General features: G+C 62.4%; 15 protein-coding genes. 5 read left to right on the plus strand and 10 right to left on the minus strand.

What is annotated here, in order from left to right:
• The 3 genes from ACJ2A4_RS05940 to ACJ2A4_RS05950 form a co-directional block, all read right to left on the minus strand.
• Positions 1-768 carry a sulfite exporter TauE/SafE family protein gene (locus ACJ2A4_RS05940; protein WP_408874005.1) on the minus strand — a complete coding sequence of 256 codons (768 nt, stop codon included), beginning with the start codon at positions 766-768 and terminating at the stop codon, positions 1-3.
• Between the two features lie 7 nt (positions 769-775).
• Positions 776-2464 carry a TIGR01244 family sulfur transferase gene (locus tag ACJ2A4_RS05945; RefSeq protein ID WP_408874006.1) on the minus strand — a complete coding sequence of 563 codons (1689 nt, stop codon included), beginning with the start codon at positions 2462-2464 and terminating at the stop codon, positions 776-778.
• 63 nt (positions 2465-2527) lie between these two features.
• Entirely contained in the window at positions 2528-3454 is a 927-nt protein-coding gene (locus tag ACJ2A4_RS05950; RefSeq protein WP_408874007.1) for an MBL fold metallo-hydrolase, read from the minus strand.
• A gap of 108 nt (positions 3455-3562) precedes the next feature.
• Here ACJ2A4_RS05950 and ACJ2A4_RS05955 point away from each other — a divergent pair, with 108 nt between their 5' ends.
• The 4 genes from ACJ2A4_RS05955 (at position 3563) to ACJ2A4_RS05970 (ending at position 6242) form a co-directional block, all read left to right on the plus strand.
• On the plus strand, positions 3563-4210 hold the full coding sequence (locus tag ACJ2A4_RS05955) for a peroxiredoxin (RefSeq protein WP_408874008.1): 648 nt from the start codon (positions 3563-3565) through the stop codon (positions 4208-4210).
• Positions 4207-4596 carry a helix-turn-helix transcriptional regulator gene (locus ACJ2A4_RS05960; protein ID WP_062507923.1) on the plus strand — a complete coding sequence of 130 codons (390 nt, stop codon included), beginning with the start codon at positions 4207-4209 and terminating at the stop codon, positions 4594-4596. Before ACJ2A4_RS05955 ends, ACJ2A4_RS05960 begins: the two co-directional genes overlap by 4 nt.
• A 127-nt stretch (positions 4597-4723) precedes the next feature.
• Positions 4724-4984: a hypothetical protein gene (locus ACJ2A4_RS05965; protein WP_408874009.1), complete on the plus strand. Its 261-nt coding sequence runs from the start codon at positions 4724-4726 to the stop codon at positions 4982-4984.
• Between the two features lie 184 nt (positions 4985-5168).
• A complete protein-coding gene (locus ACJ2A4_RS05970) occupies positions 5169-6242 on the plus strand; it encodes a LacI family DNA-binding transcriptional regulator (RefSeq protein WP_408874010.1) in 1074 nt (357 codons plus the stop codon).
• Positions 6243-6251: 9 nt separating this feature from the next.
• Here ACJ2A4_RS05970 and ACJ2A4_RS05975 read toward each other — a convergent pair whose 3' ends face one another.
• From ACJ2A4_RS05975 to ACJ2A4_RS06005, 7 genes are all read right to left on the minus strand, one after another.
• The gene (locus ACJ2A4_RS05975; protein ID WP_408874011.1) at positions 6252-6917 is read right to left on the minus strand and encodes an HAD family hydrolase; all 666 of its coding nucleotides are present in this window, start codon (positions 6915-6917) and stop codon (positions 6252-6254) included.
• Between the two features lie 62 nt (positions 6918-6979).
• Complete coding sequence (locus ACJ2A4_RS05980; RefSeq protein ID WP_408874012.1) at positions 6980-7783, minus strand: family 20 glycosylhydrolase; 804 nt, start codon at positions 7781-7783, stop codon at positions 6980-6982.
• Complete coding sequence (locus tag ACJ2A4_RS05985) at positions 7726-9129, minus strand: family 20 glycosylhydrolase (protein ID WP_408874013.1); 1404 nt, start codon at positions 9127-9129, stop codon at positions 7726-7728. Before ACJ2A4_RS05985 ends, ACJ2A4_RS05980 begins: the two co-directional genes overlap by 58 nt.
• A 27-nt stretch (positions 9130-9156) precedes the next feature.
• A complete protein-coding gene (locus ACJ2A4_RS05990) occupies positions 9157-10170 on the minus strand; it encodes an ABC transporter substrate-binding protein (RefSeq protein WP_408874014.1) in 1014 nt (337 codons plus the stop codon).
• On the minus strand, positions 10167-10949 hold the full coding sequence (locus ACJ2A4_RS05995) for an ABC transporter ATP-binding protein (protein WP_408874015.1): 783 nt from the start codon (positions 10947-10949) through the stop codon (positions 10167-10169). The genes ACJ2A4_RS05990 and ACJ2A4_RS05995 overlap by 4 nt, the downstream gene beginning before the upstream one ends.
• Positions 10946-12010 (minus strand): FecCD family ABC transporter permease, encoded by a 1065-nt coding sequence (locus ACJ2A4_RS06000; protein ID WP_408874016.1) that lies wholly within the window; start codon positions 12008-12010, stop codon positions 10946-10948. Before ACJ2A4_RS06000 ends, ACJ2A4_RS05995 begins: the two co-directional genes overlap by 4 nt.
• Positions 12011-12195: 185 nt before the next feature.
• On the minus strand, positions 12196-13275 hold the full coding sequence (locus tag ACJ2A4_RS06005; protein ID WP_408874017.1) for an IS5 family transposase: 1080 nt from the start codon (positions 13273-13275) through the stop codon (positions 12196-12198).
• A gap of 455 nt (positions 13276-13730) precedes the next feature.
• Between ACJ2A4_RS06005 and ACJ2A4_RS06010 the strand changes: the two genes are divergently transcribed.
• Positions 13731-15065, plus strand: coding sequence for a c-type cytochrome (locus tag ACJ2A4_RS06010; RefSeq protein WP_408874018.1), 1335 nt, complete (start codon positions 13731-13733; stop codon positions 15063-15065).

Genomic DNA, 15065 nt, shown 5'->3' on the forward strand with positions numbered 1-15065 from the left:
TTATAGGGCCGAAAGGCTCTTCCAGATCATGTAGGCCGCAACCGTGAAGATGACGCAGGCAAAGAACGTCGTCAGTGCCGCACCGGAACCCGACAGACGCTTAGCCGTCCGGGTTCCAAAGAAACTGCCAACAATTCCCCCCGCCACGAACAGCGCCCCCATCACCCAGTCCACATAGCCCGAGAGCATGTAGCTCAGCGCCGTACTGGCCCCCAGCGCGGCCACGGCCACCAGCGACGTCCCCACGGCATTGAGAATGGGCATCCGTGTGCAGGCAATGAGCGCGGGCACGATCAGAAACCCGCCACCGATCCCGAAAAACCCGGACAGCACACCCGTCCCGGCCCCGGCCATCATAACGCGCGGCATGTTCTGGCGGTTACACGCAGCCCCAGCCTCACCCTTGTTACGCCGCCCCCGCAGCATGAGTACGCCCACCACGACCATCAGCAGCGCAAAGCAGAGCAGCAGCTTCTGCCCGTTCACCGCCTTGCCGAACGCGGCCCCGATCAGCGCCCCCACGACACCGCAGGGTGCGAAAATGGCCGCGCATTTCCATTTGACCGTCCCCGCCCGGGCATGACTGACCAGCCCGGTCAGCGCATTGACCGCCACGGCCATCGCACTCGTCCCGATCGCGACATGGGGATTCTTTACCCCCACCACATAGACCATCAGGGGAACGGCAAGGATGGAGCCGCCGCCGCCGATCAGGCCAAGCGTGAACCCGATCAAGACGCCGCAGGCCAGTTCAAGCGCAATCTGCACAACCGGTTCAGCCGTCCTTCTTCGCGTTCAGCGGCTTGGGCGCAACCATGAGTTCGCGCCCCTTGAGCATCCCGTCCCAGTACATCAGCGGCATGACATATTTCTTGAGCCACCAGGCCAGACGCGTCGGCTTCTGCCCGTTGAGCAGCCATTTCGGCAGCGTCGGCGCCAGTTTGCCGCCATAACGGAACTCGGCCAGCACGATCCGCCCGTTTTCCACCGTCAGCGGGCAGGCGCCATAGCCATCATATTCCGAAACCGGAGCCTGATGCTTCAGGAACGCCAGCACATTGGTCGCCACCACAGGCGCCTGCACCCGGACCGCGGCAGCCGTCTTGGCCGAAGACGTGCCGATCACGTCACCAATGGCGAACACATCCGGGAAACGGACATGCTGCAACGTCGCCGGATTGACCTCGACGAAGCCGTCCGAACCCGCAAGCGCGCTCTCGCGGATCACCTGCGGCACGCTCTGCGGCGGTACGACATGCAGCATGTCGAACTTGCGCTCGACCCGCTCCACACCCTCGCCAGCCTTGCGTTCGAAGGTCGCCGTGCGGTTCGGACCGTCCACTGCCACAAGCTTCGACCCGGTATGCAGCCCGACATGATAGCGCTTGATGTATTTCATCAGCGGCGGCACGAATTCCTTCACGCCAAACAGCCCCGGCGTGGCCGTGTCGAACTCAACCGAAATGTTGCCCAGAACGCCACGGCGCTTCCAGGCATCACAGGACAGATACACGGCCTTCTGCGGTGCACCGGCACATTTGATCGGCATGGGCGGCTGCGTGAAGATCGCCGTCCCGCTCTTGAGCTGCTGCACGAGCTGCCAGGTATAGGGCGCCAGATCGAAGCGGTAGTTCGATGTCACGCCATTCTTGCCCAGCGTCTCCGCCAGACCCGGAATGGCATCCCAGTTCAGCGTAATCCCCGTCGCCACGATCAGCGCATCATAGGAAACGACCGAACCGTCCCCCAGAACCACTTCCCGCACATCCGGCCGGAACAGCTTCGCCGCCTGCCGCACCCAGACGACATCTTTCGGCATGACATCTGCTTCCTTGCGGCGCGTCTGGGCCGCCTGAAAAACGCCCCCGCCCACAAGCGTCCAGCCCGGCTGGTAGAAATGCTCGTTCGACGGCTCAACCACACCGATGGACAGATGGCTGTTGCGCTTGAGCAGACTGCCCGCAACCGACAGACCACCCGCACCACCGCCAATGATCAGCACCTGAAAATGCGCCGCCCCCTTGCGCGGAGCCGCAGAGGGTACCGCAACACTCTCGATCCGCCCCCGCAGAGCACTGACATCCACCCCGGCCTTAGCAGCCGCCGCAATGATTTCCGCTGCCGGACGCTTGCCCGCTTCCGCCAGAGCCCAGATCTGAGCGGCCCGCGCACCCGACCGGCAATAGCCGACAACCGGCGCGGGAAGCGTGGCCAGAGCCGTCCGCGTCTGCGCGACCTGTGCCTCATCCGGCACCGTCCCCGCCTTGACCGGCACCGCGGCAAAGGCCAGCCCGGCCTCCTTCGCAGCCTCTTCGATCGCGCTCATGTCCGACTGGTCAGGAGACTTCCCGTCAGGACGGAAACAGAGGATCGTGCGGAACCCTTCCGCTTTCAGATCCGCCACGTCACTGACGGCGATCTGGGGAGACACGGCATAGCTTTCGGTCAGATGGCGGGTCGGCATGGGAACTCCAGAAACGGAAAAAGGATCAGAAGACCGGCACGCATCCCGCGCCGGAGAAGAACGTCACAGACGGTTGACGGGTATCTTGATGTAGCTCACGCCATCAGCTTCAGGCTCGGGCAGATGCCCCCCGCGCATATTCACCTGCACGGACGGCATCAGCAGACGCGGCATCGCCAGAGTGGCATCACGGGCCGTCCGCATCTCCACGAACTCGTCCTCGCCCACCCCGTCATGGACATGGATGTTATAGGCGCGTTCATGCCCGACCGTCGTCAGCCAGGCATATTCGTCCCGCCCCGGCGCCTTGTAATCATGGCACAGGAACAGTCGCGTCTCGACCGGAAGCGACAGCAGACGGCGGATTGAGCGGAACAGCTGCCGCGGATCACCGCCCGGGAAATCCGCCCGAGCCGTGCCGAAATCCGGCATGAAGATCGTATCGCCCACAAAGGCCGCATTGCCGATCACGAAGGCCATGTCGGCCGGCGTATGGCCCGGAACGTGCAGCACCGTCACAGGAAGGTCACCGATCCGGAACGTCTCGCCGTCGGTAAAGAGATGATCGAACTGCGATCCGTCCCGCGCAAACCGCGTCCCGGCATTGAAGATCTTGCCGAACACCGCCTGAACCCGCGTGATATCCGCGCCGATCCCGAGCTTTCCGCCAATTTTTTCCTGCAGCCAGGGGGCCGCAGACAGATGATCGGCATGGGCATGCGTCTCAAGCTGCCAGTCGACGGTCAGACCTTCGCGCTCCACGTAATCGACGATCGCCTGCGCCGATCCATGGGACGTGCGACCGGCGGCCGCGTCATAATCGAGCACAGAGTCGATAACGGCTGCGCGCTTCGTGACAGGACAATGGACAACGTGGCTCGCGGTATTCGTGGCTTCGTTGAAAAACGTACAGACAACGGGAGCGGGCGCCGCGCCTTCCTCGGTTCGCCGGATCTGCGCGGTTGCGGCCTGGACTGCTGCATCATGCATGGCGTTCACCTTCTGGCTGTGGAATGCCTTTACGACACTTTCATTAACTGTTAAGTTAATATTGTAAGTGTTGCATGGCAAGCGCCCTGATGCTTTTGGAACCGGATCATGAACGTATCCCCTCCCGCTGAATCCCCCCTTCCGTTTCTGCGCATTGGCGACCGGGCTCCGGATTTCAGCGCCCGGACCACGCATGGCGAATTCATCATGAGCGCCCTGCGCGGACACTGGGTCCTGCTTTTCGCCCATCCGGCCGACTTCACGCCCGTCTGCACCAGCGAGTTCATCGCCCTGGCCCGCAGCGCGGAAGAGTTCCAGAAGCGGGACTGCGCCCTGCTCGGCATCTCGGCGGACAGCCTCCCGGCCCATCTCGCGTGGGTCGAGGCCATCAACACGCAGTTCGGAATCCAGATCCCCTTCCCCATCATCGAGGACCCGTCCCTCGCCGTCGCCCGCGCCTATGGCATGCTCGACAGCGCCGCACAGGACAGCGCCACCGTACGCTCGGTCTTCGTGATCGACCCTTCGGGTATCATCCGCGCTATCCTGAACTATCCGGCCACTGTCGGCCGCTCCGTCCCCGAACTGTTACGCCTGCTCAGCGCACTGCAGGAAGTAGACCGCGCCGGCACGCTGACGCCCGAAAGCTGGCAGCCCGGACAGCGCACGGTCGCCCCGCCGCTCCAGACACAAGCCGCCGTGGAAAAAGCCGGCGCGACATGGTTCTTCCAACCCGCAGCTAGGGAGCGCTCATGACCGTCCTGCTTCCGCTGGAGAAAAGCCGCGAACTGGCCGAATGGCTCCGCGTCCTCGCCCAACCCCAGCGCCTGATGCTCCTCTCGGCCCTGCTCGACAGCACCCATGCCGTGAGCGAACTCGAAACCATGACCGGCATCGGTCAGCCCACGCTGAGCCAGCATCTCGGCGCACTCCGACGCGCCGGCCTGATCGAATCCCAGCGTGAGTCGCGTGCCATCCATTACTGCTGGGCCGACACACCCGACGCCCGACGCGCCCGCGCCCTGCTCATGAGCCTGCAACCCGGCGCCCTCCCGCCTGAACTGCCCAACCCGGTCAATACGACCGACCCCACACCCGGCCCCGCCGCCTCAGCAAGATTTGCCCGTATTCTTCATCCCTGACAGTTCTCAATCAGGAATGCTCTGGTCCTTATTGAATAGCGGTGCGGTTTCACAGTTGTGATAAAGTGTTTGTCGCCTGAAACCACAAAACCTTTCATACGCTTACCTGAAGGTAAGGAGAGACCATATGATCCGTTATTTCATCGCCCTGACCGGACTGGCATTTGCACTGACACAGGGCGCATCAGCCGCCACCCGCGAACAGCAGAAGCAGGCCTGCCAGGGCGACGCCATCCGTCTGTGTACGCTGGCCATTCCGAACGAAGCCAAGATCACCGCCTGCATGAAAAAGAAGATCGACCAGCTCTCTCCCAAGTGCCGCGCCATGTTCACTCCCGTGCAGCAGCCGAAGAAAAACCAGTCCAATCCCAAGCCGAAGCAGGACTGAGCTCGCAGCAGGCCCAAATAGAGAATTTGACGTTTCCGTAAATCCTCCCGTTCCCGTGACTGGTTTATGTCAGGGAAAATGAGTATGGTGTCGGCAGTGATTTTCAAAAGAGCACTGACACCATACGGCGAGCGTCAGGATCTGACATGACGACTCCGGTGTCGTTACTGGACAGACCTGAACAATGACCCGACAGCACGACCGCCGCAAAGTAACCCTCAAGGACGTGGCGGCGCAGGTCGGCGTTTCCCATACCACCGTCTCGAACGCCTATATCCGCCCGGGCCAGCTCTCCGCCGCCCTGCGCGAGAAGATCCTCGCCGCGGCCCAGGAGCTCGGCTATACCGGCCCCGACCCGGCCGCCAAACAGCTCGCCACCGGCCGCGCAGGCGCTCTGGGCTTCCTGTTCAGCGAAGACCTCCCCTACGCCTTCTCCGATCCCGCCATGCTCAGCGTGCTCAACGGCGTCGCCAAATCCTGCGACGAGCTGGAAACCGATCTCGCCCTGATTTCCGCCGGCAGCAACCTGCGCAACCGCACGGCCCCCGTCTCACTGGGCAATGCCGCTGTGGACGGCTACATCCTCTATTCCGTCGCCCCCGACAGCCGCTGCGTCCTGATGGCCCAGCAGCGCAACGTCCCCCTCGTCGTGGTGGACCAGCCCCGCCTTAACGGCGTGCCCTATATCGGGATCGACGATCGCGGCTCCGCCTACCGCGCCGCAAAAACCCTGCTCGAACTCGGCCACCGCCATTTCGGCATCCTGTCGCTCAAGACCGCCCATGACGGCTATTACGGCCCGCTGACCGCCAAGCGCCGCGCCAACATCGCCCACAGCACCATCGCCATGCGCCTCGAAGGCTATCTGCTGGCCCTCAAGGAAGCGAACATTGCTCCCGAAGACGTCCCCACCTGGGAAATCCCCATCAATTCCGAAGACATGGGTGCCGAAGGCGTACGCCACCTGCTCAACCGTGCCCAGCGCCCGACCGCCATCCTCGCCATGAGCGACCGCGTGGCCATCGGCGCCATGCGCACCATCCGCGCTCTCGGTTTCAGCATCCCGCAGGACATCTCGATCTTCGGTTTCGACGACATCCCCAAGGCTGAAGGCGAAGATCTGAGCACGGTCCGCCAGCCCCATGAACGCAAGGGAACGGAAGCCATCCGCCTGCTCAGCGCCAATAAAGGCAGCGAAAACGTCATCCTCGACACCGAACTGGTCCTGCGGGGCAGCATCGGCCCCGTTCCGACCTGACGCTCGGTATCAGTCCCGAAGCGCCGTCAGCAGGTCCCCGAAGGAATCGATCCGGATCTCCGGTTTCAGTGCCTCGCACTGGCTGGACGATCCATGCCCGTAACTGGCCCAGCACGAGGCCACACCGGTATTGCGCGCAAACTGAAGATCAGCCGCCGTATCTCCGACCATCAGGAACGATGAACGCGGCTGTTTCGGGAACAGGGGCAGAATCCGTTCATTCATGACCCGCGGGTCCGGCTTGTGCGGAAAATGCGGCTCCGAGGCGATCACCCCGGTAAAGAACGATGTCAGACCAAAGCGCGCAATGCTCGCACAGACCGTAGGCGCATGCTTGTTGCTGAGAATGGCCAGGATCTTCCCCTGCTCTTTCAGAGCGGAAAGCGTCTCCACTACTCCGTCGAACAGAACCGTCTCTTCTTCGTCCGCCGCCGGATAGAACGCCCGGTAATACCGCACGAATGCCGCGGCATCATGCTCGTCACTGTCCGGCACGATCGCCTGAAACAGCGTCTGGAGCGTGCCACCACGGGTCAGCTCCTGCTTCAGGACGTCCGGGGACGGGGCCGCAATCCCGCTGGCCCCAAAGGCCTCTCTGAGGCTGCGCAGAATGGCCGGCTGCGTTTCCGCCAGCGTGCCGTCATAATCAAGAAGAAGGATCGGAAAGCGTGTCATGCTCTCCTTCTCTCCTGCCCTGATCCGGAAATCCATCCCCCGTGTCGCAATATCCGCAACACTTACGGTGTGTGCGCCCCCAGAAGTGCGCGGATCCCCGGCAGGATCGCAATCAGCAATCCGCCCGGCGGCTGCGGAGAATGCGCCGATGCCAGCATGCTGGCCGAGCCTTCAAACGCCTGTTCCTGCTCCTGAAGCAGCCGATCCGCGTCCATCCGCCAGGCCGAACCCTCCCGCCCGTTCAGGACATTGAGCCCCGCCCGCGACAGCAGTCCGATGGCATGGGACACTGGCACAACCGCCTCAAGCGCCGGCACACCCTTCGCACTCGCCACGAACGCCGGATCATTGTCGGTCCAGCGCTGCAACATCTCCCGCAGAGGCCCGGCCAGCCCGGCCTCACCCTGCACATAACGCGCCGCCATTGCATTGAACCGGGTCGCCGCGAACGCATCCGGATTGCTCACCGCCACAGGTGCGGACAGCATCGCGTCGCCCGTTGGCGCCGCAAGACGATTGAGCGCATAATTACGGACCGGAACCACCGCTTCCGTCAGCACTTTCAGCGGCCCTGAATGCCCCGGCGCCATTGCTTCACGCATGGCCTCCTGATGCTGGGACGCCTGCAACCCTGTCGCCTCAAGCTCGGTCATCACACCTGGCAGACGCCGCTCCAGATCAGACACGTCACGCACATCCTGCGCAGACCAGAACCGCTCCGCCAGCGCCGCCATCCGCGGCCACAGACGCGCATCCAGCATCGGCTCGGAGACCATCTCCGCCCAGAGCGTCCCTTCCGCCCCCATGATCAGCGCCTTCTGCCCGTCATCCAGCGGCGGCGCGTGCTCGTCCATCGTAAACGGCACGAAAAACCGGGATTCTTCGGCGGATATTTCGCAAGCTGCGCCGCCGTGATCCCCTCGGCCTTCGTATCGAACGGATCAACCGCATAATGCATGGCGGCAGGTCGCAGCAGATCGAGATAATATCCCGCAGACACCACAACCGGATGTCCCGCCCGCGTCGCCGTCCCGGTCCATTTCGACGCCCGCCAGGGCTCGACCACGACGTTCTTCGGGATCGGCGCCTCGCTGACCTCGTCCCAGCCCATCATGACATGCCCCTGGGCCGCGAGGATCTTCGCAACTTCCGCCGTAAAGGCCGCCTGAAGCGCCGCCGCCGTCTCGAAACCATGCGCCTTCATATAAGCCGCAATCGCCGGGTTCTTCGTCCACTGTGACGATACGACCTCATCACCGCCCGCATGCACATACCGGTCCGGAAACAGGCCGCCCATCTCCCCGTACAGTACCCGCACGAAGCGCAGCGTCTGCGGGTTGGTCGGGTCCAGCGCAGCGTTGTTGAGGTTCTCTCCCTTGATGCCCACGTCCGGCAAAGGCTGTGCCGCCAGTTCCGGATAGGCCTGCACGATCGCCAGCGCATGCCCTGGCACATCAATTTCCGGCACGACACGGATGCCCCGATCCGCCGCATATGCCACGACTTCGCGCACCTGAGCCTGCGTATAATACTGCCCGTGCGACGCCACGTTCTGAAGCTTCGGGAACATCCGGCTCTCAACCCGGAACCCCGAACCATCGCTCAGATGCCAGTGCAGCACGTTGAGCTTGACCAGCTCCATCGCATCAAGCTGCCGCTCCACCGCCTCGACTGTGTCGAAATGTCGCGACACATCCAGCAGCAGCCCACGCCAGGCAAAACGCGGCGCATCATCGATATGGACCCGCTCGACCACAGCCCCTTCCGGCGTGGCCCGGACCAGCTGAAGCAGCGTCGCCAGCCCGTGAATGACACCAGCCGGACCATCCGCCTCAAGCCGTGCCCCACCCGCAGCCGTCGTGAGTGTGTAATGCTCCTTCTCGTCCACACTCAGATACGCCCGGTCCGCCCCGGCCGAGACATGCAGCACATAAGGCGCTCCATGCCCCGCAGATCCAGCGATCGCCTTCAGACGCGTGACGAACCGCACCGCCGCCCGCTGCAACAGAGGCGAAGGCCGCGTCTCCCAGACGATCTGAACCCCACCTCCGATGGACGCCACACCATTGGAGACCGAAACGGATTTCGGCACCGGCAGCAGGCTTTCCTCGGCCCGCGCCGTCCCGAAAACACCGCCTGACGCAAACACCGCCCCGGCCAGAAGAAGACAACGAACAGCACAAAGGCGGCGGGGCAGAACTGTCTGCATCATACGGAAATCAGATCCTTGTCCGGAATATCAGGGCGTGTCGGAAGCAGGCGGCAGCGCATCAAGCATCCGCTGCGCATCATCGGCCGAAAGCGCAATGCCATAGAAATCATGATAGAAAGACCGGATTGACCGGATCATCGCCGGCGCATCCACCTGACCGGTCTGCACGATCTGCCGCGCCCAGATCACCTGAAGCAGCAGTTCCGGCCCATAGCGGTCCCACGGGAACAGGCCCGTCGGATTGCGATAGACCCGCCCCGTCTGCACGGCCTTGATCTTCGACCAGACCGGGTCCTGCTTCAGCGTCGCCGGGTCACCCGCATTGGCCGCAATAATGAGAATGTCTGGATTCCAGGACAGGACCTGCTCGATGGAGACAGGCTGCTTGTTGCCATGTATGCCCTGCGCCGCATTCTGCCCGCCCGCACTGCGGATCCACTGGTCGATGATGCTGTCATCCCCATCAACCCGCAGCGGCTTGAGGGATTCAACATGCAGCACATGCGGCCCATCCGGATTGGTCGGCGCCTGCGAAATCACCTGCAGAAATGCCGAGCGATAAGCCTGCGCCCGCTTGGCCGCAATCGGCGTCTGCAACAGCGTCGCCGTCCCATCCACACAGTCGAGCATGGAATCAAACCGGTCAAAGCCCTCGGGCGCCACATTCAGCCCCGCATGCGTCAGCGCATCCGCCGCATGTCCCGAGTTCGTCACGAACACCAGATCCGGATGCAGCGCCAGAACCTCTTCCGCATTCAGGTTTCCTGGGTCCAGCGTCTCCGCCTTCGCCAGCTCCGGCACCAGACGGAACATCCAGGGCAGCATTGCCTGCCGCGCCACCGTCCCCACGATCCGGTCCTGCGCACCGAGCATGATGAGCGTCGCGTTATGCGCGTACCACCCTTCCACGATCCGCGACGGCGGCGCGGCATGGGCGACAGGTGCAGGCAACACTGTCGCAAGCGGCAGCGCCAGAGCCGATCCCAGCAACGCCAGACGGGTCAGGGCCGGAAGCCGCTTCAAGATCCGTGACTGTTTCATTCCTCATCCCTCCCGTGATGGAAAAAGCGGTTCCCGGCGTGATCCATCTGTCGCAGAGGCACCCCGTAAAGCGCTGACATCCGTTGCGCCGTCACAACATCCTGCGGCGGCCCGTCCGCTTCAATCCGTCCATGATCAAGGATCAGGACCCGGCTGGCGCGGACATAAAGCTCTTCCGGCCGGTGTGAGGTGAGCATAACAAGCCGCCCCTCCCGCGCAAGATCATGCAACAACGCAATGAGCCGGATCTGGTGCCCGTAATCCAGCCCGGTCATCGGCTCATCCAGCAGCAGTCCCCGCGCATCCTGTGCAATAGCCCGCGCCAGCACGACACGCTGCCGTTCCCCACCAGACAACTCCGTCACCGGACGCCCCGCCAGAGCCTCCAGCCCCATCCGCTCAAGCGCTGCCTCAACAGCCATCCGGTCCTCAGCCCCAAGCCGTCCCGTCAGCCCCGCATACGGCACACGCCCCAGCTCCACCATCCGCCGCACCGTATACGGAAAACTCGCAACATGACTCTGCGGCACATAAGCCAGACGCCGCGCAATCGCCGAAGCCGACCACTCCCGCAGCGCCCGCCCCTCCAGCAGAACCTCCCCGGAGGTCGGCACCACAAATCCCATCAGCAGCCGCAGCAGCGTACTCTTCCCCGCCCCGTTCAGCCCTAAAAGCCCGACCAGCTCCCCCGGCACCAGCGCAAGATCAATCCCTTCCAGAACCGGGCGCTTCCGTCCCGGCTGGCAGAATGTCAGCTCCTCGCAGCACAGGAACGTCATTCCACACCCCGACGCAGACGCCGCAGCACCAGCACAAACGCCAGAGCGCCAAAAAGCTGCGTGACGATCCCGAGCGGAACCTCCCCCGTCGTCAGACTGCGCGCACAGGTATCGGCCAGCACCAGCCCCCCGGCTCCCAGCAGCGCACAGACCGGCATCATGCTCCGATGTTCCGCGCCCACAAGGAGCCGCGCGACATGCGGCACCAGCAGCCCGATCCAGCCAATGATCCCCGCCATCGAAATCGTCATCGCACAGGCCAGCGTCGCCAGAACGATCAGCGCCGGACGCATGACCTGCACCGACACACCCAGACTGCGCGCCTCATCATCCCCGAGCGACAGCACATCCAGCATAGGCGCGCACAGAACCAGCGCCACCGTCAGAACAATCAGCGGTCCCGACATCCAGGCCAGTTGCTGCCATCCGCTCGGCGCCAGACTGCCCAGAAGCCAGTTCACGATGGCCGGAAGCTGATCCATCGGATCGGCCAGATATTTCACCAGAGACAGTAACGCCGTGAAGATCGCATTTCCGATCAGGCCACCCAGCAGCAGCGTCAGGATACCCCCGCCCGGCAGCGTCCTGCTGATGAGCAGCCCCGTCCCGACCGCCAGCAGACCGCCGCCGAACGCGCCCATCTGCACCACGACCGCCGATCCGCCACTGACAATACTGAGCGCCGCCCCAAATGCCGCCCCGCTCAGAACCCCGAGCAGATCGGGCGAGACCAGCGGATTGCGGAACACCGCCTGATAGGTCGCGCCGCCGCAGGACAGCGCACTCCCGACCAGCAGCGCCGCCAGAATACGCGGCAGCCGCGCCTGCATCACCACAACCTGCGCCACGGGATCACTTGCGGAAGACAGATGCAGCAGAGACCCGAATACCCCCAGCACCCGCCCCGGCGAGAGCGGAAACCGTCCCAGACAGAGCGCGCCCAGCACGCTCAGGACAACACCCGCCAGCGCAGCAAACCGGATCAGGGCGGAACGGTCAGAAATGGCGGATCCTCTCGGCAGAACGGCCGCAGAACCGGCCGCGCCCCGAGCATAAGCCATGCATCACAACACGGCCAGAACCCGCGCCATTCCCCGTCAGAGCCTCTGGACGTGGAGGGATCGAAGAACCCTTGATTGATACGCTTGGCTGGTGATTTCAGGTTTTTGGCGATTTGATTGACTACTTTTGGGTTCGTTTTCGATCTGCGTTTTGAGCAGATTGAGTGCTGCCCCCCGCTGGATTGCTATGCATTCGCGCTGATCCGCTCCAGGAAGAGGAAGCGGCGCATATTATAGACGATATTGGCCAACCCGATCCTCATGGTGGCCCGCGTTATGCCGACGGTTCGGACGAACAGCCCGGTCTGTGATTTCTGATCAGCAAAGACATGCTCGACACGCGACCGGATAACGGACTTTCCGGCGTTGGATTTCTGGATATGCCTGGGCATAGGCTTGAGATGCGGCTTTTTCCTGTGAACCTTCGAGACAAAGCCCTGCTCCTCCATGAAGTCCTCATTCGCTTTTGAGCGATAGGCCGTGTCAGCCCAGACCGTTGAGGCCGTATTGGTTTTATCCAGCAGCCCCTCTCTCAATCGCGTGCCATCACTGGCGGCGGCATGCGTTGTTTTCCATTTCCGGATGAACCGGTATTTCCGATCAATGGAAACATGCGATTTATAGCCAAAGAACGGGATGGCGAGATCGCTGGAGGGCATGGTTCCATCATCCTGCCGCTTCGCCTTCGTGAACTTCAGTGTCCAGCGCGCATGACGATCCTTGTGCGACAGCTTTGCGGGTTTGTCCTGCCAGTCTTCAGGAATACGTCCTTCCCGAAGATCGGCTTTCTCTGCGTTGGTGTTCCGCTGCTTTGGAGCAGCTACCAGTGTGGCATCCAGGATCTGGCCTGACATCGGTAAATACCCGGCGTTGCGCAGGGTCGCATCAAAGCGGTTGAACAGCCCTTCGATCGCACCCGCCTGGGTCAGACGCTCGCGGAACAGCCAGACCGTTTTGGCATCCGGCACCCGATCCGAAAGTCCCAGACCAAGGAAACGCATAAAGGAGAGGCGATCGTTGATCAGATATTCCGTCCGCTCATCAGACAAATTGTTGAGCGTCTGGATCACCAGAATTTTGAACATCAGCACCGGATCAAATGGCGGTCGTCCGCCTTTGCTTCCGTCAGAATACGCCAGAGCCTTCTCCAGGTCAGGGCGGAAGACTTCAAAATCCACAGTCCGGGAAAAGGCCTCCAGCTGATCACCAAGCCCGCTCAAGCGGGCAAGCCGTTCTTCAACATCAAAGAAACCCGGCTGCTTCATCTTTCATCATCCCCAATCAACTAAGGGGAAATGGAATCACAGAGCAGACCTCAATACCAGGGGGTTTTTCGAACCCTCCAGGTGTCAGAAAGCCTGCGGAAAGTCCGCTTAAAGCATAGGAGGTTTTTGGCACTCGGTGTCATAATATTCATGCAAAGACACCTTGGCTTTTTGATGAATTGTAACAGACTCCCGCGCCGAGGACTTAATATCCCCTTCATAGCCGCACAAAGTCTACCCCCTGAAATACTGTAATCCGGACCAGATATCACCCTAATTTACGCCGGAACGTCGGGAAACCTGTGTTATTTTCATGACGGTGACTGCATTTATTTCCGGAAACACACGGTTTTGAGATAACGCAATCTTTCCTTTCACGGCTCCGTGCACTAGGTTGCACGCAACAGCCACCTTTTTGTGGCAAATGATTTCAAACCTGCCGGGACAGTATAAGCATGCTCAAACAGATAGCTGCCGCCGTCATTGGCCTTGGCGCAGTGGGAGGCATCGGCTTTCTTGCCTATGCCTGGTACCCCGCCATTGCCCCGATCCCGCGGCCAGCCGCATCGTCATTCTCCGCAGACGCCATCAGCCGTGGCGCCATCGTGGCGAATGGCGGCTACTGTGCGGAATGTCATACCCGCGTGGATGGCAAGCCCGGCCCCGAACTGGCCGGCGACTTCAAGATGGCCACCCCCTTCGGTGACATCTTCTCGTCCAACATCACGCCTGATGAAGAATGGGGAATCGGCAACTGGTCGCTGGCCGCGTTCAAGCGCGCCATGAACAAGGGCATCGCCCGCGACGGCTCCCAGCTCTACCCGGCCTTCCCGTTCGACCATTTCACCAAGGTCAGCGATCAGGACGTCTCGGACCTGTACGCCTATCTGATGACGCGCCCGGCCATCCACATGAAGCCGCGCGACAACACGGTCCCCTTCCCGATCAACATCCGCCTGATCGGCCAGGGCTTCTGGAAGCTGCTGTTCTTCACCCCGGGCCGCTACCAGAACGATCCGAAGCATGACGCACAGTGGAACCGTGGCGCCTATCTCGCCGAGGGCAACGAGCACTGTGGCGCCTGCCATACGCCGCGTAACCTTCTCGGCGCCGAGAAAATGAGCAGCGTCTATGACGGTGCGGTCATCGATGGCTGGATCGCCCCGCCGCTGAACGACCACAACCCGACGCCCGTCGTCTGGACCGAAGACGAGCTGTTCCAGTATCTGCGCTTCGGCGTGGCTCCGCTGCACGGTTCCGCCGCAGGCCCGATGTCGCCCGTCCCGCACCGCTTCCTCTCCAAGATCCCCGAGGAAGACGTGCATGCGATCGCACATTATTATGCGGACGTGGACAAGGCCGCCCAGCGCAGTGCTGGCGATCAGGCCGCGATCTCCCGCGCCATGCAGATGTCCGGCCGTGATCTGACGGGTCCGCAGCCGCTCGACGAAGATGCGCGCCTGTATCAGGGTGCCTGTGGCGCCTGCCATTACAATTCCGGCCCGAACCCCGTTCTGGGTCGCCCGGAACTGGCCCTGAACAACGCGCTGTGGCTGGATGAGCCGAACAACCTCTATCAGGTCATGCTGCATGGCATCACCGCGGAGGAAGGTCAGGACCACATCTCGATGCCGAGCTTCTATTCCGGCCTGTCCGATCATGACATGGCCCGCATCGCCGCGTATCTGCGTCGCACACGCACCACGCTGCCCCCCTGGACGGATCTAGAGAAGAAGGCTGCCAGCGCGCGCGCCACGCTCGAAGCTCCGCCCATCAACGCTTCGCACTGA

Origin of the sequence: Gluconobacter roseus (genome assembly GCF_046058915.1) — a bacterium.
GTDB lineage: Bacteria > Pseudomonadota > Alphaproteobacteria > Acetobacterales > Acetobacteraceae > Gluconobacter > Gluconobacter roseus_A.

Excerpts from the sequence above, each read along its gene's own strand:
- ACJ2A4_RS05965 (WP_408874009.1), top strand. The coding sequence starts at position 4,724 with ATGATCCGTTATTTCATCGCCCTGACCGGACTGGCATTTGCACTGACA.
- ACJ2A4_RS06005 (WP_408874017.1), bottom strand. The coding sequence starts at position 13,275 with ATGAAGCAGCCGGGTTTCTTTGATGTTGAAGAACGGCTTGCCCGCTTG.
- ACJ2A4_RS05955 (WP_408874008.1), top strand. The coding sequence starts at position 3,563 with ATGAACGTATCCCCTCCCGCTGAATCCCCCCTTCCGTTTCTGCGCATT.
- ACJ2A4_RS05995 (WP_408874015.1), bottom strand. The coding sequence starts at position 10,949 with ATGACGTTCCTGTGCTGCGAGGAGCTGACATTCTGCCAGCCGGGACGG.
- ACJ2A4_RS05945 (WP_408874006.1), bottom strand. The coding sequence starts at position 2,464 with ATGCCGACCCGCCATCTGACCGAAAGCTATGCCGTGTCTCCCCAGATC.
- ACJ2A4_RS05975 (WP_408874011.1), bottom strand. The coding sequence starts at position 6,917 with ATGACACGCTTTCCGATCCTTCTTCTTGATTATGACGGCACGCTGGCG.
- ACJ2A4_RS05970 (WP_408874010.1), top strand. The coding sequence starts at position 5,169 with ATGACCCGACAGCACGACCGCCGCAAAGTAACCCTCAAGGACGTGGCG.
- ACJ2A4_RS06000 (WP_408874016.1), bottom strand. The coding sequence starts at position 12,010 with ATGGCTTATGCTCGGGGCGCGGCCGGTTCTGCGGCCGTTCTGCCGAGA.
- ACJ2A4_RS05990 (WP_408874014.1), bottom strand. The coding sequence starts at position 10,170 with ATGAAACAGTCACGGATCTTGAAGCGGCTTCCGGCCCTGACCCGTCTG.
- ACJ2A4_RS06010 (WP_408874018.1), top strand. The coding sequence starts at position 13,731 with ATGCTCAAACAGATAGCTGCCGCCGTCATTGGCCTTGGCGCAGTGGGA.
- ACJ2A4_RS05960 (WP_062507923.1), top strand. The coding sequence starts at position 4,207 with ATGACCGTCCTGCTTCCGCTGGAGAAAAGCCGCGAACTGGCCGAATGG.
- ACJ2A4_RS05950 (WP_408874007.1), bottom strand. The coding sequence starts at position 3,454 with ATGCATGATGCAGCAGTCCAGGCCGCAACCGCGCAGATCCGGCGAACC.
- ACJ2A4_RS05985 (WP_408874013.1), bottom strand. The coding sequence starts at position 9,129 with ATGATGCAGACAGTTCTGCCCCGCCGCCTTTGTGCTGTTCGTTGTCTT.